Origin of the sequence: Sphingobacterium alimentarium, from assembly GCF_004342685.1 — a bacterium.
In the GTDB taxonomy this organism is placed as follows: domain Bacteria; phylum Bacteroidota; class Bacteroidia; order Sphingobacteriales; family Sphingobacteriaceae; genus Sphingobacterium; species Sphingobacterium alimentarium.
Window position 1 is genome coordinate 1 of the sequence record NZ_SMBZ01000057.1, and the last position, 20,468, is coordinate 20,468.

General features: G+C 38.7%; 22 protein-coding genes. 11 read left to right on the plus strand and 11 right to left on the minus strand.

Annotation, left to right across the window (positions count from 1 at the left end):
• Positions 1–192: 192 nt before the first annotated feature.
• Complete coding sequence (locus tag EDC17_RS15045; RefSeq protein WP_132778867.1) at positions 193–681, plus strand: DinB family protein; 489 nt, start codon at positions 193–195, stop codon at positions 679–681.
• 39 nt (positions 682–720) lie between these two features.
• On the opposite strand, the gene EDC17_RS15050 is transcribed toward EDC17_RS15045, so the two are convergent.
• Positions 721–2,583 (minus strand): CocE/NonD family hydrolase, encoded by a 1,863-nt coding sequence (locus EDC17_RS15050; RefSeq protein ID WP_132778868.1) that lies wholly within the window; start codon positions 2,581–2,583, stop codon positions 721–723.
• A gap of 231 nt (positions 2,584–2,814) precedes the next feature.
• Here EDC17_RS15050 and EDC17_RS15055 point away from each other — a divergent pair, with 231 nt between their 5' ends.
• Genes EDC17_RS15055 through EDC17_RS15070 form a run of 4 tightly spaced genes read left to right on the plus strand, consistent with a single transcriptional unit; the run spans position 2,815 to position 4,984 of the window.
• Positions 2,815–3,321: an RNA polymerase sigma factor gene (locus EDC17_RS15055; protein ID WP_207895782.1), complete on the plus strand. Its 507-nt coding sequence runs from the start codon at positions 2,815–2,817 to the stop codon at positions 3,319–3,321.
• Entirely contained in the window at positions 3,299–3,943 is a 645-nt protein-coding gene (locus tag EDC17_RS15060; RefSeq protein WP_132778869.1) for a hypothetical protein, read from the plus strand. Before EDC17_RS15055 ends, EDC17_RS15060 begins: the two co-directional genes overlap by 23 nt.
• A gap of 12 nt (positions 3,944–3,955) precedes the next feature.
• Entirely contained in the window at positions 3,956–4,426 is a 471-nt protein-coding gene (locus tag EDC17_RS15065; protein WP_132778870.1) for a DUF4252 domain-containing protein, read from the plus strand.
• Between the two features lie 27 nt (positions 4,427–4,453).
• Positions 4,454–4,984 (plus strand): DUF4252 domain-containing protein, encoded by a 531-nt coding sequence (locus tag EDC17_RS15070; RefSeq protein WP_132778871.1) that lies wholly within the window; start codon positions 4,454–4,456, stop codon positions 4,982–4,984.
• 72 nt (positions 4,985–5,056) lie between these two features.
• Here EDC17_RS15070 and sucD read toward each other — a convergent pair whose 3' ends face one another.
• The gene (gene sucD / locus EDC17_RS15075) at positions 5,057–5,929 is read right to left on the minus strand and encodes a succinate--CoA ligase subunit alpha (protein WP_132778872.1); all 873 of its coding nucleotides are present in this window, start codon (positions 5,927–5,929) and stop codon (positions 5,057–5,059) included.
• An 82-nt stretch (positions 5,930–6,011) separates the two neighbouring features.
• On the minus strand, positions 6,012–6,542 hold the full coding sequence (locus EDC17_RS15080; protein WP_132778873.1) for an RNA methyltransferase: 531 nt from the start codon (positions 6,540–6,542) through the stop codon (positions 6,012–6,014).
• Between the two features lie 195 nt (positions 6,543–6,737).
• On the opposite strand from EDC17_RS15080, the gene rpsT reads away from it, so the two are divergent.
• Positions 6,738–6,992: a 30S ribosomal protein S20 gene (gene rpsT / locus EDC17_RS15085; RefSeq protein ID WP_132778874.1), complete on the plus strand. Its 255-nt coding sequence runs from the start codon at positions 6,738–6,740 to the stop codon at positions 6,990–6,992.
• 291 nt (positions 6,993–7,283) lie between these two features.
• Here rpsT and EDC17_RS15090 read toward each other — a convergent pair whose 3' ends face one another.
• Positions 7,284–8,159, minus strand: a complete 876-nt coding sequence (locus tag EDC17_RS15090; protein WP_132778875.1) for a 3-keto-disaccharide hydrolase — start codon at positions 8,157–8,159, stop codon at positions 7,284–7,286.
• A gap of 21 nt (positions 8,160–8,180) precedes the next feature.
• Entirely contained in the window at positions 8,181–8,993 is an 813-nt protein-coding gene (locus EDC17_RS15095; RefSeq protein ID WP_132778876.1) for an AraC family transcriptional regulator, read from the minus strand.
• Positions 8,994–9,328: 335 nt separating this feature from the next.
• On the opposite strand from EDC17_RS15095, the gene EDC17_RS15100 reads away from it, so the two are divergent.
• Positions 9,329–10,819, plus strand: coding sequence for an acetyl-CoA hydrolase/transferase family protein (locus tag EDC17_RS15100; RefSeq protein WP_132778877.1), 1,491 nt, complete (start codon positions 9,329–9,331; stop codon positions 10,817–10,819).
• Between the two features lie 42 nt (positions 10,820–10,861).
• Here the strand turns inward: EDC17_RS15100 and gldG are convergent, their stop codons facing one another.
• The 6 genes from gldG to EDC17_RS15130 all read right to left on the minus strand — a co-directional run bounded on the left by gldG (position 10,862) and on the right by EDC17_RS15130 (position 17,301).
• Positions 10,862–13,276, minus strand: coding sequence for a gliding motility-associated ABC transporter substrate-binding protein GldG (gene gldG, locus EDC17_RS15105; protein WP_132778878.1), 2,415 nt, complete (start codon positions 13,274–13,276; stop codon positions 10,862–10,864).
• A 65-nt stretch (positions 13,277–13,341) separates the two neighbouring features.
• Positions 13,342–14,049 carry an ABC transporter ATP-binding protein gene (locus EDC17_RS15110; protein ID WP_132778879.1) on the minus strand — a complete coding sequence of 236 codons (708 nt, stop codon included), beginning with the start codon at positions 14,047–14,049 and terminating at the stop codon, positions 13,342–13,344.
• Between the two features lie 3 nt (positions 14,050–14,052).
• Positions 14,053–15,027 carry a glycerophosphodiester phosphodiesterase family protein gene (locus EDC17_RS15115; protein ID WP_132778880.1) on the minus strand — a complete coding sequence of 325 codons (975 nt, stop codon included), beginning with the start codon at positions 15,025–15,027 and terminating at the stop codon, positions 14,053–14,055.
• Entirely contained in the window at positions 15,028–15,546 is a 519-nt protein-coding gene (locus EDC17_RS15120; RefSeq protein WP_132778881.1) for a shikimate kinase, read from the minus strand.
• On the minus strand, positions 15,547–16,752 hold the full coding sequence (locus EDC17_RS15125; RefSeq protein ID WP_132778882.1) for a BT_3928 family protein: 1,206 nt from the start codon (positions 16,750–16,752) through the stop codon (positions 15,547–15,549). It lies immediately after the preceding gene.
• A gap of 3 nt (positions 16,753–16,755) precedes the next feature.
• Positions 16,756–17,301 carry a DUF1599 domain-containing protein gene (locus tag EDC17_RS15130; RefSeq protein ID WP_132778883.1) on the minus strand — a complete coding sequence of 182 codons (546 nt, stop codon included), beginning with the start codon at positions 17,299–17,301 and terminating at the stop codon, positions 16,756–16,758.
• A gap of 137 nt (positions 17,302–17,438) precedes the next feature.
• Here EDC17_RS15130 and EDC17_RS15135 point away from each other — a divergent pair, with 137 nt between their 5' ends.
• From EDC17_RS15135 to cysM, 4 genes are read left to right on the plus strand one after another with little or no spacing between them, the layout of a single operon-like run.
• A complete protein-coding gene (locus EDC17_RS15135) occupies positions 17,439–18,236 on the plus strand; it encodes a HipA family kinase (protein WP_132778884.1) in 798 nt (265 codons plus the stop codon).
• Positions 18,214–18,597, plus strand: a complete 384-nt coding sequence (locus EDC17_RS15140) for a DUF3037 domain-containing protein (RefSeq protein WP_132778885.1) — start codon at positions 18,214–18,216, stop codon at positions 18,595–18,597. Before EDC17_RS15135 ends, EDC17_RS15140 begins: the two co-directional genes overlap by 23 nt.
• A gap of 40 nt (positions 18,598–18,637) precedes the next feature.
• Positions 18,638–19,444 (plus strand): serine O-acetyltransferase, encoded by an 807-nt coding sequence (locus tag EDC17_RS15145; RefSeq protein ID WP_132778886.1) that lies wholly within the window; start codon positions 18,638–18,640, stop codon positions 19,442–19,444.
• Positions 19,445–19,446: 2 nt separating this feature from the next.
• Positions 19,447–20,319 carry a cysteine synthase CysM gene (cysM, locus tag EDC17_RS15150; protein WP_132778887.1) on the plus strand — a complete coding sequence of 291 codons (873 nt, stop codon included), beginning with the start codon at positions 19,447–19,449 and terminating at the stop codon, positions 20,317–20,319.
• The last annotated feature ends 149 nt before the right edge of the window (positions 20,320–20,468 follow it).

The following is a 20,468-nucleotide window of genomic DNA, read 5'->3' on the forward strand; positions in this document are numbered from 1 at the left end:
TCCGAACAGAGCAGTTAAGCCCGCCCGAGCCGATGGTATTGCCGTAACAGGTGGGAGAGTAGGTCGGTGCCTTCTTTTATTAAAACTAAGCCTTATCACATAACGTGGTAAGGCTTTTTTGTTTTCTGTTATATTGGTTTTTATTTAAAGATTATTATTAAATTAGATAGATAACAATATAATCATGCAACTATGAATAAAGGGATTTTAATAGAAGTAGAAAGGGAAACTTCTAATACAAAGCAATTACTAGGTAGATTAAAAGACGAACACCTGTCCTTTAAACCACATCCGAAGTCTATGTCACTCGGTGAATTGGCAAGTCATATTGTAGAATTGCATAATTGGGTGAAAGTAGCTTTACCACACGATATATTTGATTTTCATACGATGTATAAGCCTTTTGCTGCATCTACAGCACAAGAACTGATTAATGTACTAGAAGAAGGTTATTCCGCGAATGTTGCGGCTATAGAAGGCACAACAGAAGAAGCATGGCAACGTACATGGAATTTGCAGGCAGGCGAGTATGTGATTGCTAGTGTTCCGAAAATTGGCGCTTTTCGTTTTATCTTGCAAAATCATTTAATACACCACCGTGGACAATTGACGGTTTATATGCGTATGTTGGATATTCCTTTGCCAGGTCTGTACGGACCATCGGCGGATGAAAAACAGTAAAATAAAAGAGGGATTCATCATTGAATCCCTCTCTCGTTATTATAGTGTTTGGAATGAAACACTACTCGTATTTTGCTTATCGAAGTACAATCGATGTGTATTCTTGATGTAATCGGATTCTTTGGCTTTGAAGATATCAATCATTTGGTTCGGATTTCTATCCACTAATGGGAACCAAGTGTGCTGAATCTGGATCATCAATTTATGACCTTTTTTGATGGTATGGGCTACATCCGGCAATGTTAGTTTCACAGTGGTAACCTCATTAGGTTTAAATGCCTTTTCTTTATCAAATCCTTCTCTGAATCTTCCACGAATCACCTCCCCACGGATTAGCATTTGATAACCTTTCATAAGCACTTTTTCCGATACAGGAGATGTAGATCCTGAAGTGTCAGGATAGACATCAATCACTTTTACAATAAAATCGGCATCGGTTCCACTCATCGAAACTTTCAGATCTGCTGTAATTGCTCCTGCTAAAGTTAAATCTTCTTGTAATTCTGCCGTCTCAAATACCAGTACATCGGGTCTAGTGGCAACAAATCGTTGATCCGCGATCATATATTCGCGGGTACGTTCGCTGATAATTCCTTCTTGAAAAGGTACTGGCTTGTTGGGGTCAGAAACATATTCGGTATAACCAAGATCTGCCTGTGGAGCTGTAGTAGACAGTTTTTGATTCTTATGAAAATAGAATGTTTTGGTCGCAGCTTCTTTCGGTGGCCATTGATCAAATGTTTTCCATTGATTAGCTCCCGTGAAATAAATATTCGCTTCTTGCGGGTTAAAATCACCTTTTCCTTTCAAGTAATAATCAAAAAATGGTAATTCGAATTTCTCCTGATAATAGGTGCTCGTTTTTTCACCAAATCGGATGTCGCCAAATGATTCGCCAGTCGAGCGTACCCATCCACCGTGAAACCATGGGCCGATCACCAAGATATTATTATTCACCTTATTCCTTCTTTCGATCTGTTTGTACGTCTCAAATGCTCCATAGGTGTCTTCTGCATCGAATGCACCACCTACAATCATCACCGCAGGTTTAACCTTATTCACATAATTTGTAACTGTCCTACTGCTCCAGAAAGTATCCAAAGTTTGGTGTTTTTCTAAATCATCCCAAAATTTGACAGTATGACTTAAATATTCTTTTTTCAGATTTTGTATAGTAGGGTTTTGAAGGAAAAATTTGTAAAAATCTTTGGATTGCAAATCGAAACCCTTTGGCCCATTCGCATTAGTTATTGGTTTAGGTCGTGGCGCATCAAAAGTATACATGAATCTAAAAGCATCCATTAATAGTAGTGCTCCGCCATGACGAAAGTCATCGCCAATAAACCAATCCGTCACAGGTGCCTGCGGTGATACTGCTTTTAATGCCGGATGAGAGTCGATAAGGGCAGCTGTAGCATAAAATCCAGGATAAGAAATACCGTACATACCCACCTTGCCATTATTGCTGGGAAGATTTTTTGTCAACCAATCTATGGTGTCATAGGTGTCTGTACTTTCATCGATTTTAGCTTTATTTTGCGGGCTGCGCGTAGGTCGAATGTTTTCAAACACGCCTTCACTCATCCACTTACCTCGGACATCCTGGTAGACGAAAATGTATTTTTCGGTGGCCATCTTTGGAAAGTTGCCCAAGCTACTTTTATATTTATCCTTACCATATGGCGCTACAGTATAAGGCGTACGATTGAGTAGGATAGGATATTTCTGCGATTGATCTTTGGGAACATAAATGGAGGTAAACAATTTAGTTCCATCGCGCATCGGAATATATTGCTCGATTTTATCATAATTCGCTTTAATGTATTCCTCATTAACATCTTGGGCAATCAACAACTGATAGCACAACAGATAAATAAAGGATATAAAAAGATACTTTTTCATTGGATAAATTCTAATTTAGATTGATTAACTAAAGTTATTCTTTTTTCATAAAAGATGGTAATCATTTTTTAGGCAATACGTTTTACCAGCTATTCGTAGTAATCAAACCTAAACTATTTGTTTTTTAAATATCTAATTATTAATTGATTGCTAGTTTGATTCGATTTTTTTTATTTTATATGTAATAAAAGTATACGGTATTCTGTCTTATTACTAAACGACCATTAATCTATGATGAACCAAGAAATATTTAAAAATACGGTATTTGTCCTCCAGGACAAATTGTACCGATTTGCAAATAGGTTTTTGGAACAGCAAGAGGACGCGTATGATCTGGTCCAGGAGGTCATGTTGAAATTGTGGGAACAACGAGAGGAATTGACGAGAGTACAGAATATAGAGGCTTTTTCGATGCAGATGGTAAGAAATTTGGCCTATAATAAGATTGATAAATTGGGGCGACAAGCCAAATATTTAACGCAACTACCCCCAGATATTCAACCTGAGAAATACCCCTTTTTGACAAGAGAATTGGTACTTCAGCTGATAGATCACCTACCAGAAAAGCAAAGATTGGTCATGTATCTACGCGATATCGAAGAATACGAAATCGCTGATATAGCTGAAATGTCTGGATTAGAAGAAAATGCCGTTCGTGTAAATCTTTCGAGAGCACGGACAACAGTAAGAACGAACTTAACAAAAGTGTTTGAGTATGAAAAGAGAAGAATTGGATAGGCTGAGAGAAAAGTATTATGCAGGAAATACTTCTTTAGAAGAAGAACGTCTACTGAAAGAATGTGAAGGAGAAGAATTTTTCGCGGCTTTGAAGCGTCCAGAAGATACAATGGGTTGGCATTTTGATTCTTTCATGGAGGCAACAAAAGAAGAACAAAATAGTGCGCCAGCAAAAGTACTTCCTTTGAAACGCAGAATCATTCTCTTGGCGGGTATTGCAGCTACATTTGTTTTAGGTTTCTTTTTCGTGCGCCAGTGGATGGAGAATCCTACTAAAGTAGAATCGCATATCGCATTCCAGGAGGTGAAGAAAGAAAATATAAATGAGATAGAAAATATTCCGAATGTCCGCAGTGAGGATGCTGGCACAGCCTCTGTTAACGTGGAATATGATGCTCCCATCCGCAGTACATCGGTGAAGAAAGTTGCGCACAAAGCGCCGGTTGCTTACGCAAGTCATGAACCAGAAGATGAAATGTATGTGGAGATAAATGGTGTGCGAATCTATGATGAAGAGAAAGCCTTAGAAGTGACAGAAGTAGCGCTTAATTTGGCAACTTCCAATCTCAAAAAGGGCATGGAAGGGGTAGAAAATATTAAATATTTAAAAATCGAGATATAAGATATGAAAACAATGAAAACTATATTGTTAATCATTAGCTTGTTTATAGCTGGTATGACGCAGGCACAAATTTCAAAATTGGATCAAATTTTTGAGCAATATAAAGAACACAAGGGAGTGACTTCAATTAAGATTGGCAAGCCTATGTTTAAGATGTTGAATAAAATGAAGATAAGCGACGCGGATGTGGAAACAATCAAACCCTTGCTAAGTAAGATTAATTCGATTAAAATGTTAATCTTCGAAAATGCAGGTTCGTCCGTGAGGAATGAAGTTAGTTCGGCGATCCGCAATTTGAAATATGAAGAATTGATGGTGATCAATTCGGATGGTAATAACATCAAATTTTTGGCAGAGAATGTCGAAGGCGAATTTCTTAATAATCTACTCTTGAGTATCAATTCGGACGAAGAAACCATATTTATGATCTTAGATGGCGCCCTCAAATATGATGATATTAATACCCTAGTAAGTAAAAATTAGAATTAACCTTTTCAATACCTATATACTATGAAGTACTTAAGAATAATTTGCCTTGTATTCGTCGTGTGGAGTCTACAAAGCTGTATGATTAAAAGCAAATCTAACATGGATTTTGCGAAGCGATCAGATTTTTCAAAAGATGCAGAAATTGTCGCTATCAATGTGCCATCCATACTGATGAAGACATTTATAAAAAGTAAAATAAATGAAATCAGTGAAGATGATCCAATATTGGCTATGGCTCTTAAAAAAATAAAAAAAATAAAACTAATGACTGTTTCGGGAGCTGCGCAATCTAGTCTTTATGAGAAATTTAATACCTACTTGGCCAAGAATGATTTTGAAGAGTTAATGAGTCTGTATAATGAGGGAACAAGAATTTCTATCAACACACAGATGAAAGGTGACAGAGTCAAAAAAGTAATGTTAGGGATTTTAGATGACGAGGATCAGGTCTTTGTCGATATTAAATCGGACCTTGATATCAATGCACTTAATCTGCTAATAGAAGAATATGAGGCTCGAAAAGTCGAACATCAAGCCATAATTGAACAATAAATCAAACTCCACTATAATGAAAAAGGAGACTCCATAAGAGTCTCCTTTTTATATTTTTGTTAGCTTAAAATATTATTTTGCTAATTCTTCAGCAATTGCTTTACCGATTTCAGCAGGTGATTCTACTACACGGATACCACACTCACGCATGATCGCCATTTTAGCAGCAGCAGTATCATCAGCACCACCTACGATAGCACCAGCGTGTCCCATACGACGTCCAGGAGGCGCTGTTTGGCCAGCGATGAAACCTACAACCGGTTTAGTACCGTTTTCTTTGATCCAACGAGCAGCTTCAGCTTCCATGCCACCACCGATCTCACCAATCATGATGATACCTTCAGTTTCTGGGTCGTTCATTAATAATTCAACAGCTTCTTTAGTTGTCGTTCCGATGATAGGGTCACCACCGATACCGATAGCTGTAGTGATACCTAGACCAGCTTTCACTGTTTGGTCAACAGCTTCGTACGTTAAAGTACCTGATTTAGAAACTACACCTACTTTACCTTTTTTGAAGATAAATCCTGGCATAATACCGATTTTAGCTTCTTCAGCAGTGATAATACCTGGACAGTTAGGGCCGATCAAACGAGAATCTTTGTCACTCAAGTAAGATTTTACTTGAATCATATCTTTAGTAGGGATACCCTCTGTAATACAAACGATTAATGCGATTCCAGCAGCAGCAGCTTCCATGATAGCGTCAGCAGCAAATGCAGGTGGAACGAAAATAATAGAAACATTAGCACCTGTAGCATCTACAGCATCTTGTACTGTGTTGAATACGGGACGATCTAAGTGAGTTTGACCACCTTTACCAGGTGTAACACCACCTACAACTTGCGTTCCGTACTCAATCATTTGAGACGCGTGATAAGTACCTTCTGTTCCAGTGAAACCTTGAACGATAACTTTTGAATCTTTATTTACTAATACACTCATTGTTCTTATTTTTAGCAGAGCAAATCTACTATTTTGTAACGACTTCTGGAAATATTGCTTACTCTATTCCGCCTTTTTTTTATTAAAACTTAATTTTCTTCAATATATCCCAAAGGACAATACCGATTGTGACGGATACATTAAAGGAGTGCTTGGTGCCAAACTGAGGTATTTCGATGCAGCCATCGACCAGCTTCATGACTTCATCATCTACTCCATGTACTTCATTCCCGAATACAAAAGCATATTTGTCGGTTTTGGATGTTTCAAATTGTTCTAAAGAGATTGATCCAGCAGCCTGTTCGATAGCAAATATTTGATAGCCTTGCTTTTTGAGGTCATCAATGGCATCCGTAGTTTCCTTATAATGTGCCCACTGTACGGATTGTGTGGCGCCGAGCGCTGTTTTCTCAATTTCGCGATGTGGGGGAGTCGCTGTAATCCCGCACAACAATATTTGCTCTATGGCAAAGCCATCTGCCGTACGAAATGCAGAGCCTACATTGTGCATACTACGCACATTATCGAGTATAATTGTGATAGGTGTTTTTTCTAATTCTTTGAAAGAATCAACATCCACACGATTAAGTTGATCCATTGATAATTTTTGCATGCTGCAAAATTACTTTATTTTCGGTTAATCTCTATATGAAGTTAAATTACTGCATTATTTTATCTATCTTTGCAACGTTAATAGAAGATTCGGAAAGAAACTTGAAAATAGATTTTGAATATTCGAGAATACTCGTTATTTTTGCAATCCGAATTTAGTATAAAAAAAGTATTATAAAATATATAGCTAATAGAAATGGCAAATCATAAATCAGCGATTAAAAGAATTAGAGCTAACGCTGCGAAGCGTTTAAGAAACCGTTACCAAGCAAAAACAACTCGTAACGCAATCAAGAAATTACGTAATACAACTGATGCTACAGAAGCAAAAGAATTATTACCTCGTGTTGTTTCTATGCTTGATCGTTTGGCTAAGAAAAACGTAATCCACAAGAAAAAAGCATCTAACAACAAATCTAAATTAACTAAATTTGTTAACAAGTTAGGTTAATCTTGGGATACTAAGATATTAGAAAAGGACACAGTAATGTGTCCTTTTCTATTTGTATGAAGTTTTTCGCAATTATAATAAAAAAGGCTCGATCTTAATTGAGGGCACTGAAAAAGTCCTCTTCAAAAATTTGAGTATCAAAAAAAAGGAAAAAGCAAATATTTAACCCACTGAGAATCTCATATTTGAAGAGTTGTTGCTAAATGCATTCAAATAAACAAAGGATAAGGGCTTATGAGTATAAAAATTCATAAGCCCTTTTTTAGTGGATAGTTTTTCAGTGCCCTCATCTTAATTCGAGCCTTTTTTTGTTACTATTTGTTGGATCAAGGAATTTAATTTTTCCGGTTGACCTTTGAATTTTTCTAAATCATAGAGTTCTACTTTTCTAAAGTCGATTGGGTGACTTTCCGATTGTAGATAGATATAGCCTCCTGTCAATAATTGTCCGTCTTTCTTGGCCGCAGGATTGTGTCCGTCGACCATATCACCGCCTACTTGTGGTTTGGAGTATTCCATGACCGTTTCCCCTTCTAATAAATGACGAATGATCGAATCACCTAACACGACAAATTCTGCTGTGACCCATTGATCCCCATGATAGGTTTTGGACGTGGAGCTTTTACAATGTGGTTTGAATAATTCGTCATTGATCACTACATGGGTGCCCGGCGTACAAAGATTGGAAGTCGTACGGGTAGAATTTGGATCCTCATCGCCTCCTAAGAATTGTGCTTCTATAGAGATGGGGAAATTCTGATCCCTAGTCATCGTTTTTGGATCCTGCCCATGCAACATTGCACCACTATTGCGCCATGCCCATCCTTCGCCACCCGTGGCTTGTTCGCCTACGAATCTATATTCTACGCGTAATACATAGTAGGAGTAAGGGGTATTATAGGCAATATGACCGTAGCGGAAATTAAATCTGTCATATTGATCATATCGCACTTTCATCATGCCATCTTCCACACGAAATGTATTTCCAAAATTATCACCTACTTCGTAATTTCTAATTTTAGGCGTCCAATTCTTAATATCCTTTCCATTGAATAGCTGAATAGGTTTTGGAATTTCTTCCTTTGAATTAGAAGCCCCATTATAAGTCGAGCATGACAAAATTGATACCGCTGTAAGTGCGGCCCATAGCATAGATTTTACTTTCATAGATTTAGGTTATAAATATATTTATAAAAGGGTATGTTGATTTTTCACGTAGTCGCTTGGACGTACGCCAATCACTTTATTAAAAGTATTACTAAATGTTGGTAAGCTGCTATAACCCACTTTCAAAGCTACTTCATTGACACTCAATTTTTCGTCCAACAATAATTTCAACGCTGTAAGCATGCGTAGAATAGTATAATATTGGATAAAGGACATGTTGAGTTCTTTTTGGAAAAACCTAGCAAGTGTTCGCTCACTTATGTCAAAGTTTTGAGCTAAGGTTTTGAAGTTTACATTCTCCGAAATATTAGCTTCAAGGTACTTAATGATATCCTTCAATTTGGTATGTTGAGGATAAGGTAGTGCTAGAGGCAATTCGGAGTGCGAAAGCTCTGGCAATATGAGTTTAAAAGCCTTTGCAATAGAATATTTCGGCTCCTCAACAGGGAAAATATTACCATTCCAACGATTGGTGAACATAATAAGTTCAATCAGCAAATCATTGACCGGATAGATATTAATCTTTTCGTAGAAGTTTGTATCGGTTTCGTATTTAGGAAAATACAGGTTTCGCATCACCACATTGGATGAGCTAGGATGGATACTGTGTTTGACTCCGGCAGGTATCCAGATGTAATGTCTTGCAGGAAGGAAATATGATTTTTTGGCTGTTTTTAAAAATACAACACCGCCTTCGGTATACAAAAATTGCCCCTTCTTGTGCATATGTTCGGCAACATAGCTATCTCCCATCACGGCATGATGACAATATATACTGTCCTCAAATGCATCGACCTCGGTCATGTAATATTTATTTACATATTCCTTTTCCATATCATATATTTTCTAACAAATTTCTTGTTTTTAAGTTAGATTACCAAAAAGTAAGTGTTTGGTCACTTTGTTTGTTTATTCGTTTGCCGATTTTTCAGTTGCAATCTATCCTAAAGATGCTTTTAATTGCCCAGAATCGTATATAAAAAATGAATAAAAAAATTTTTAGAGCTACTTTTGTTCTTAAGTTTTTGATTTCCAACAATTTGTTTGCTGCAGTTGTTAGTTCAATAATTAACTGACTGAAAAGAATAAAATTCAACTATTTATAATCATTATTATTGTATGTTAGTAGAGATTATAATAAGGTGACCCCTAACAATATAAGATAAAGGATGAGTTTAAGTAGAATACGTTTAGAATCATTACATAATAAAGTAATGACTGCTGAAGAAGCGGCACAACTAATTCAAGATGGTATGGTCGTGGGTTCGAGTGGATTCACGAAAGCAGGTGATAGTAAGGTAGTCCTTCCGGCATTAGCTGAGCGCGCGAAAAAAGAAAATGTAAAAATCACATTAATGACAGGCGCATCTCTTGGACATGATACCGATGGCAAATTAGCGGAGGCAGGAGCCTTAAAAAAACGCATGCCTTTTCAGGTGGATCGTATCTTGCGAAATAAGATAAATGCTGGTGAAGTTCTATTTATTGACCAACACCTGAGCGAAGCGGCCGAACTTTTACATAATAAAAATCTTCCTCCCGTAGATATTGCGGTATTGGAAGTGGCGTATATCGATAGAGATGGCAGTTTTGTGCCGACTACATCAGTAGGAAATTCACTTACATTTGCGAGTCTAGCAAAGCAAGTTATTTTGGAAGTGAATATGGCAGTTTCGGAAGATGTCTATGGTCTACATGATATTTATCAAGCTGAAGACTATCCGCATCGTAACGTTATTCCCATTGTCGCTCCTTGGAATAAGATAGGTCGCAAGACGATTCCTTTGGATCCCAACAAAGTGGTAGGTATTGTCTTTACGGATATTAAGGATAGTCCAGCGGATATAGCAGCTCCGGATGAGAAAACATCTAACATTGCAAAGCATATTTTAGAATTCTTTGAGAATGAAGTAAAGCTAGGACATTTGACGGACCGTTTATTACCATTGCAAGCAGGTATTGGTAAAGTGGCGAATGCGGTATTGACCGGTTTTAAAGATAGTAACTTCTATGATTTGACGATGTTTTCGGAAGTGCTTCAGGATAGTACTTTTGATTTGATCGATTCAGGCAAATTGAGCTTTGCTTCTGCGTCTTCGGTTACCGTTTCGCAAGAATGCTATGATCGTGTATTCGGTAATTTGGCGAAATACCGTGATAAATTTGTGTTGAGACCGCAAAATATTTCCAATACGCCGGGTCTAATCCGCCGTCTGGGCATTATCGCAATCAACACGGCTATTGAGTTTGATATTTATGGCAATGTGAACTCGACGCATATTTCAGGATCCAAAATTATGAATGGTATAGGAGGATCTGGAGATTTTGCGCGTAATGCATACCTAAGTATTTTTGTGACGCAGGCAGCATCCAAAGAAAATAAAATTTCTCACGTACTACCAATGGTATCACATGTAGATCACACTGAGCATGATGTAGATATTTTGGTTACAGATATTGGTTTAGCGGATTTGCGTGGTCTAGCGCCGCGTGAGCGTGCACAAAATATTATTGACAACTGTGTGCATCCAGATTATCGAGAAGAGTTGCAATCATATTTCGACAGAGCATGCGCTCGCGGAGGACATACACCACACTTATTGGAAGAGGCATTCAGCTGGCACATGCGTCTAGCAGAGACCGGCAGCATGAAAAAATAAAAGCAAGCAATACTTTTAGGTTTAGTTTTGAAGAGTCGCAATTTAGATTGCGACTTTTTTTCTGTATTTCCTTTTGCGTATACCTTGCTGTATTCCACCAATAGTTATCAATAGTACAAGAGGTAAAAGCACATTAATAAGCTGCCATTTTGTTTTATGTTGCTTTACTTGGGCTTGATCCAGGAGTCTTAGTTTTACTTCTTTATTGCGTAAGCTGATCAATTGCTCATCATTCGTCAGGTAATCCACCACATTTTGAAGGAGTGTTTTATTTGCAAACTGCTGCTCGGTGTACTTATCCCAACCCAATGGATATGGCGAGCCGTCTTTGCCATTGATTTGATTAATTATCCAATCTCCGTCACCGATTACAAACATTTTTGCGGGTTTTGAAATGTGTGTCAGATCGACAGGATTAGCAATCCCAGTAGGCGTCGGTCTACCTTGGAATACGTAGGGAAAATTTCCTGACAACAATACTGCAACAGGTTTTTGCTCACTTCGGAACGATTCGGGATCGGGCTGCTCTTCGATCATTCTCAATGAAATACTAGAACCTGTTTTGTAAGCTTGAGTAAAGGGCGACGATTCGAGGATTACTTCTTTTTTTATCTGGGGATTAGAGATGGTGTCTACCGTCCCAATAAATTCGGTACGTATGCCATCTAAGTTTTTGACAATAGGATGCGTGCGAGTCGGCATCAAGATTGGGTAGAAGAACCATGGCGTCAACTCTATCTGCGGTTGACCATTGATGTGGCCTATCGACATCGGAATCTGCGCACAGTTCATATCCGCCAGGATATCGTAGTTGAGTCGGCCGCCGTATAAAAATAATTGATCATCAAGATTCAATTCGTTGCCTAGTAGGACTTGTGAACCAGCCTGTCTGAGGTTTTCAATATTTGCGTTGACTTGATCAATTGCCCATAGGACAGCACCTCCATTTCGGACAAAATAATCTATCTTATATTTATCACTTTCTGAAAATTTGGCTTGAGGTTTGGCGATGACAATAACCGCAAATTTTTGTAAATCTTGCAATTCGATGGAATCCAAATTAATTCTTCCAACTTGGTGTGCTGGTGCCAAAGTATGCATGGCATCGTACAATTCAAGATCTGTCGGTTCACCATGTCCTTCTGTGAAGCCAATAAATGGTTTGACAGAACTTGAAAGTTTTTTGATAGCCGAAATAAAGCTGTATTCTAAGTTTTGAACGGAATTGTTAAGAACCTGCTCGGGTGACAGTCCAATTTTATTTTGTAATAGATTGACATTGACCTCTTCTTCACCTTTATTGACGATTGCAAACGGGAAAATAAGATTTTGCGAATAGCCAGTATTCTTCTTTACATTTAAATTAGTAGGCTGTAAGCCGCGATCTATCAGCGCTTCCATGATCTGCTGCTGTTCTGCTTCAGATCCTTCCTGCGGATTAATGATATGTACTTTGATGGCTCCTTTGGATAGCCTATTCATGTCGCGTGCCAGATCGATAGCCGATTGTCGTAGTCTGCTAAATCCACTTGGTAACTCACCATCCAAAAAGATGGTGATGTGTATATTTTGGTTGGTGTTTTTAAGAATATCTATTGACGTATCGCTAAGCGTATACCTCTTGTCTTCCGTAAAATCAATCCTCCCGAATAGATTAGTTATGAAATTTTGATTGATTAGAAGTATAGTCAATACAGCAATGCCATATACCGTAAAAGTGCGTTTTCTATTTGTAAATTTCCGCCCTAAATGGCCTATAGAAAGCACGATAAACAAGCCTATGAAGCTCAGTAAGTAAATCAAATCTGCCGCGATCATTACACCTCGACTTAAGGCTTCGTAGTGATATTGTATGCCGAGCGCCGCCACAATGTCTTCATATTTGTATAAAAATTGAAATTTGCTTACTGCATCAAATCCATAATATGCGAAAAAGCACAAAACCACAGCGAGAAGAAATGCAATAATCGGATTGTGGGTCAATGAAGAGCTAAAGATAGAAATGGAAGTAAATGCTGCTGTCAGTAAACATAATCCGATGTATGAGCCAATAATTCCACCGGTATCTATATTCCCACTAGGAGCGGCTAAAGCGTATAGACAGATCGGATAAAGAAGCGTCGGAAGTAAGGCCAGCAAGGAGACGGTCCAGCTACCTAAAAATTTTCCCACAACAATGTCTACGAAAGTGATTGGTTTGCTCAGAAGTAGGTCAAAGGTGCCATTTGCTTTTTCGCCCGCTATACTTTGCATGCTGATAGCCGGAACTAATAGAAGCAGGAGATAGGGTGCTAGATCAAAAAAAGGTTCTATGCTGGCATATCCATAGTCCAGAATGGATGTTTCGGGAAATACCCAAATTAATAATCCGCTTACCAAAAGAAATAAGCCTATTGCCAAATAGCCAATAAAAGAATTAAAATAGGTGACAATTTCTTTTTTATAAATACTAAGCAATTTGATCAGGTTTTAGGCTCGAAAATAGGAATATTGGCACACAAAGCAAAATATTAGCTGTGCAATTATTTAGTCAGCAGCACAAAAATATCTTCCATAGATAGATTCGGATAACGTTGAGCTTTGTCATTCAGCATAAACTGGTCTTTGATTTTTCCTTGATGGATGACAATGATTTCATCGCAGATGGCCTCCACTTCTTGCATAAGATGCGTGGAAAGAAGCACGGTCTTGTCTTGTGCTAGTTCGCGAATCAACTGACGAATTTCTAAAATCTGATTGGGGTCTAACCCTGTAGTGGGTTCATCTAATATTAAAACACGCGGATCATGAATGATAGCGCAGGCCAATCCCACACGCTGTTTGTATCCCTTGGAAAGTTCTTTGATTTTTTTGTGTTGTTCGTTTTCTAATCCCGCGAGGGTGATAACTTCCTGTATTCGTGATTTAGGGTGCTTGAGTTTGTACAACGCTGCCTGATATTCGAGCATTTCTTGTACATACAAATCTGCATATAGAGGATTATTCTCGGGAAGATAACCGATATTTTGTTTCGTTAGTAAGCTATCTTGTTGGATATCAATACCATCAATCCGACATTGACCACTCTCGATAGGTAATATCCCTGCTAGGGTCTTCATGGTGGTGGATTTACCAGCACCATTGGGGCCTAAAAATCCTATTATTCGGTTGCTTGGCGTTTGGAAAGTGACATTGTCCAAAGTTTTTTGCTTACCATAATGCTTAGTCAGATTTTGAACGTGTATAGACATCTCCTAACGATTAATGTACGGTGATTTGATTTTTCGTTTTTGAATATAGAAATCCAACGCCTTTTGCGCATCTGCAGCCCTGTCTGTGCTCAGGATGTCGGCTCCATTTTCGATGTATTCAGCGTAGACCTGATAGCCTCTACTTTGGGCATGCTTATCTAAGTTACCCATGGTGCCTAGGATTGTTTTAATTCCATGTGCGTGCAAAGCTTCTACTAGCTCTTTTTTAGGTTGAGCAGTCCCTACGAAAGCTACTAGCTTGTTGTCTGGAATACCTAGTTCTGCTAATTTTATGATATCTTTTTGTGATTTGACACTTGCTGAAATCATCAAATCCGGATTAACGCGGTGAAGTGCACTGGCTTGATTAGCATTGTAGGTAATGACTACCACTGATGCTTGTGAATTAGTCAATTGTATTACTTGGGAAAGTAGCGTATACGGTACATTTTGCTTCACATCCAAAGTAAAAAGTACCTTTCCTTTACCCCAATTTAGCGCCTCTTCTAATGTGGGGATTTTAAATTTTGTAGCTTCACCGTTGGGATCTTTGAGTATTAGTTCTTTGAGTTCACTAAGGGTATAATCACTCACTTTGCCCGTACCATTGCTGGTTCTATCCAATGTCTCGTCATGCATTAGTACCAATACCGAATCTTTAGACATACGTATGTCACACTCAATGATTAACGGAAATTTATTCGCCCAGTGTGCGAATGTTTCTATAGCATTTTCAGGATATCCATCTGTGTCACCACCGCGATGAGCACTCACTAAAGGGTATCTATCTTCTCTATAGGTCAAAAAATCATATAGATCATCGAGACTGTTAATATTAAAATTATTGGATTTGTCCGACGATTCGATTTGATTACTGTCTGGGTTTTCTTGGTTTTTTGCAGATGGTGCATTTCTAAAACAAGAAACGAAAATCAGTAAAATAGTAAAGACAGAAAGGTAATAAAATGATCTTTTCATTTAATTCGTATCATTATTTTTAATAAGCGCTATAATCTCTTCTAAAGGAGTGTGAATCTGCTCAAATTTGATATGTGCTTGGTTATAATAAGGTTCTCTTTCCTTCAGTTTTATGTCTATAAAGTCAAATAGTTCGTCACCGGATAATCCTTTTAGAACAGGTCTTTTGTTGACATCAGACTGGCTTAATCTCGACCATAGTGATTTGCTGGTATGGTATAAGTACAAGGACAGTCCGTTATTGTTGATCCATTCCATATTATCAAAAAAACAAGGTGTGCCACCGCCTGTGGATATTACCGCGATCCTTCCACTTTGTTTTTGGAGGTACTCTTGTTCTAGTTTTCTGAAATTATCTTCACCATGTGCTTTAAAATATTCTGGAATAGACATCCCAATACTTTCCACAATTTCATGATCCAAGTCCACAAAAGGTAATTGTAAGGCGTTGGCGATTTTCTTGCCCCAAGTGGTCTTGCCGCTCCCCATGAAGCCTACTAAAAATATCGGTTTATCCATTTATTTATTGAGATATTGCTGGATGAGTTCTTCTTTTGAAGGAAAAGTTTCTTTTGACCATTTTTGAATGACAACACCATTTTGCATCAGCATGACACCCGGATTTGATCGTACCATGCTTTTTAGCGGAATACCATCCACGTAAAATGTCTCTAGTACTAAGTCCAGTTGATCATTTAAATAATCGATATCTGCTGCTGCGCTGGATGTCAATAGTATCGCGCGCAGGTTATAGTCTTCACTCAGTGATTTGATCGTTTGATTAATGCGATCAAGCGCCAAAAAGTCCGCTGGCGAAAATTTTGTTACGTCTATACTCGTCACCAGAAAGTTGAAATGTGGGTTCTCAATAATTTCCTCGGTTACATTTTGCCCTGCATTATCGGATATCATCAAGTCTGGAATAGCCATTTGATAACCTTTTTTAACAAGCTTAGTCTGTGGTTCACCGACGATTTCCCAGTTTTCATCTTCCCAGATTTTTTGGCTCATATATTCCTTATCAGTCACTTTTTTACTTTCACCCGATTGCTTGTTCTTCAAGGTGTAGATGTGCTCGAATTCATCCTGCGCGGCCCCTTCAGGAACTTTCATCAATGAAGGTAGGTGATTCCCTACTTTATAAGGCAAAAAGTCTATGACTGGAAGATAGACGTATGTATATATTCCAGCCCCAAAAGCAAATAGCACCGTCAGAAGTGTTATAAAATTATTGGCAAAGCTGCTTTGGAATAACGGAGTAATCTTCTGTCTTTTAATAAATATAATGCCGATAAAAACCAGTAATATCAAATCTTTGATAAAGGATTGCCAAGGAGTAAGCGGTATGGCATCACCAAAACAACCACACGAAGTCACGACATTGAAAAAAGCCGAATAAAAAGTAAGAAAGGTGAAAAATATGATCAACAGTAATAATCCCCAAGCCACGCTATTTCGTGCTATGCCCAACAGCAATAGAACGCCCAAAATAATCTCAAAAGCACATATTATGATGGCTATCCATGCACTATAATCATTCAATGCCGTTAAATTGAAAACATGGAAATACTCCTGCAGCTTGTACCCAAAACCCATAGGATCATTGGCTTTGATCAAACCGGAGAAAATAAACAGCAAGCCTACAAATATTCTGGATATCCATAGCAGAATATCAGGCTTATTCGACGTGCTTTGAAGTGGACTATAAAAGGAAGTGGTTGTCATATCTTATTTTTTATCAGCAAAACCCATTTTTATCAATGCAAATACGGCGTAGTTCAACATATCTTGATAGTTAGCGGCAAGTCCTTCGGAGACAATTGTTTTGCCCTCATTATTTTCGATTTGTTTGACACGGTGCAACTTCATCAAAATCATATCTGTCATCGAAGAAATGCGCATATCACGCCATGCTTCACCATAATCATGGTTTTTAGCGAACATTAGATCACGTGTTTCGTTTACTTTGTCGCTATATTTTTGTGCTACCCAAGCGGCATCAAGGTTTTCTTCACCTTCGTCGCCCATTTCGAGCTGCATAAGTGCGATGACACAATAGTTGATGATAGCGACATATTCACCGGCAATATCTTCTCCTACTTTGGATACTTGCTTGATTTCTAAAGTACGGATTCTCTTGGCTTTAATATACAGCTGGTCAGTGATAGAACTCAAGCGCATGATACGCCAAGATGTACCATAATCTTTTGTCTTATTCACAAAAAGACTTCTACAATAGTCAATGACCGCATTATATTCCTCCGTAGTATTCATATAGTTTTGATATCTTGAGATACAAATATAATCAGAAAAGTAGTTAGCCTATAGTCACATTACTGTTTGATTTTAGCTTTTTATGACAAATTCTAATATATTTTCAAGTAACTTCGAATATACTTTGAAATTACAGGATGGGAATTAAAAAGCCGGAAATTCGAGATGTAGAAATCATTCGATATATACAGCCCCTGCGAGAGGGAGGCTCAATGCCGGGATTGGTCGATGCCGATGATGGATTTAGTTATGTCATCAAATTTAGAGGAGCGGGACAAGGCAAGAAAGCACTTGTCGCCGAGCTTATCGGTGGAGAGTTGTCTCGCTTATTAGACTTGCGTATGCCAGAGCTAGTTTTTGCGCATTTGGATGAATCATTTTGGCGATTAGAAGCCGACGAAGAAATTCAGGATTTACTCAAATTTTCTATAGGACAGAATCTAGGTGTTCATTTTCTCAATGGTGCGATTACCTATGATGCAAATGTGGATATTATCTCCGAGGAGGAAGCTTCCAAAATAGTATGGCTGGACGCTCTGCTTATGAATGTGGATCGCACGGCCCGCAATACCAATATGTTGATATGGCATCAGGAACTCTGGCTTATTGACCATGGTGCTTCCCTATACTTTCATCATTCCTGGGACAACTGGGAAGAATATATTTCGAAGCCTTTTGTTCAGATCAAAGATCACGTTTTGCTCAATCGAGCATCCAAAGTTCAGGAAATACATGATAAGTATAGCGCCCTTTTCAGTGAAGAAAGTATTCAGGGAATCTTAGCGGTTATTCCTGATGAATGGCTGGTAGAAGAGGGTAGGGAGATGACACCGAATGAAGTGCGAAAAGTGTATTTGCAATTCTTGATGGGAAGGTTGGCAAATTCAGCAATGTTTTTAAATCAGATAGAGCATGAGCGTAAGAACATTATATGAGTATGCTGTAGTACGGGTTGTACCTCGGGTAGAGCGGGAAGAATTTGTGAATGTGGGTGTCGCACTCTATTGCAAAAAGTTTCGCTATGCTGAATTTTTGTTTCATCTGGATGAAGCCAAATTACGTGCTATGTATTCCGAGGTGAATATAGAGGAGATTCAGAAGCATTTGGAGTCTTTTCAAAAGATCTGTGCGGGTGCTAAGACTCATGGCAAGATAGCCACTCTAGAGCAGGCCGAGCGATTTCGTTGGTTGACAGCGAATAGAAGTACAATTATTCAGTGTTCGCCTACACATATAGGTCGCTGTATATCGGCGGAAGAAACACATCAGGAATTAATGAATAAATTAGTTCTATAGGAATAGTAGAATTTAGTGTTCAATATGTAGATTTGCAATCATGGAAGATTTTTACGGTCACCTCTACCAAAAACAACTCGAAGCGCAAGATATGCCTAGCAATACACGTATTTGGACATGGGCACGCGACTTATTTCGAGTTCTTTTTCCCGAGCGCAACCCTCAAGAGCTATCCTCCGTGGAGGATATCAAAGAAATATTCAAGCAATCCGAAGCTGAATTGTTGGATTTGTTGAAGAAAAGCAGAAACTGCAGTGATTGCAAGCATGATGTTGTGGTAAGGAAGTTTTACCAATCATTGCCTGAATTGTATGAAGTGATGCTAACTGATGCACAGGCTATCTTGGATGGCGACCCTGCTGCTCAAGATTTGAGAGAAGTGATACGCACATACCCAGGTTTCTTGGCGACGTGCATATATCGAATGGCGCATCAGCTTTGGCAATTGAATGTACCATTGATACCGCGTATCCTGACCGAGTGGGCGCATGAACGTACAGGTATAGATATACATCCCGGTGCTACTATTGGGAAATACCTACACATCGATCATGGCACAGGCCTAGTAATAGGTGAGACCTGCATCATAGGCGAACATGTGAAACTCTATCAAGGGGTTACACTAGGTGCTTTGAGTGTGGAGAAAAATCTTGCTGGCAAACAGCGTCATCCCATTATTGGGGACTATGTGATCATCTATGCTGGTGCGACCATACTTGGGGGCGAAACGCATATTGGTCATCACTCCGTGATCGGCGGAAATGTTTGGCTGACCTCCAGCATTGATCCATATACTACGGTATACCACCAATCTAATTCAAAATTTATTGACACTAAACCCGCTTAATAATGGGAAATATAATAGATACAATAGGTAATACACCTTTAGTTGAGATTACAAGTTTTCATCAGAATCCAAAGGTGAAAATTTATGCTAAACTTGAGGGGAATAATCCCGCAGGATCTGTCAAAGATAGGCCTGCACTCAATATGATTCGTTCGGCGATCGAGCGAGGAGATATAAAAAAAGGCGATAAATTAATCGAGGCGACTAGCGGTAATACAGGAATAGCATTAGCGATGATCGCAAGTATGTACGGTATGGAATTAGAATTGGTAATGCCATCGAGTTCTACACGCGAACGTACCTTGACAATGGAAGCTTTTGGTGCTAAGGTTACCTTGTTAGACAATATGGAAGTCTGCCGTGATTATGCGGAGGAGAAAGCAGAAAAGGATGGCATTTATATCCTTAATCAGTTTGCAAATCCTGACAATTACGAGGCACACGTCAAAACTACAGGTCCTGAGATATGGCGTGATACAGAAGGCCAAATCACTCACTTTGTGAGTGCGATGGGGACAACAGGCACGATTATGGGCACTTCGATTTTTTTGAAAGAGAAAAATCCTGCTATACAAATAGTAGGCTGTCAACCTACGGAGTCATCATCTATCCCTGGGATACGCAGATGGCCAAAAGAATATTTGCCTAAAATATTTGATCCATCGCGTGTGGATAGAGTTATCGATGTCGACCAACAAGATGCCGTAGAAAAATCACGTTTATTAGCCAAGCAAGAAGGCGTTTTCGCAGGTATGAGTACTGGAGGTGCTTTTCATGCTGCATTACAAGTGGCTAGCGAAATAGACGAAGGGGTAATCGTTTTTATAGCCTGTGATCGTGGAGATCGCTATCTAAGTTCAGACTTATTTGGATAATAAAATATCCTTACAAAATACAAGCGGGAGAAATGTTAAATTTCTCCCGCTTTCTTTGTGTGCCCAGCATGTGCAATAACTCTAGGGTGTAAGTCCCGAACACGCCTTTACAGTGGGAAGTGTTAGCTTAGGACAAGGGTGTCCACCGC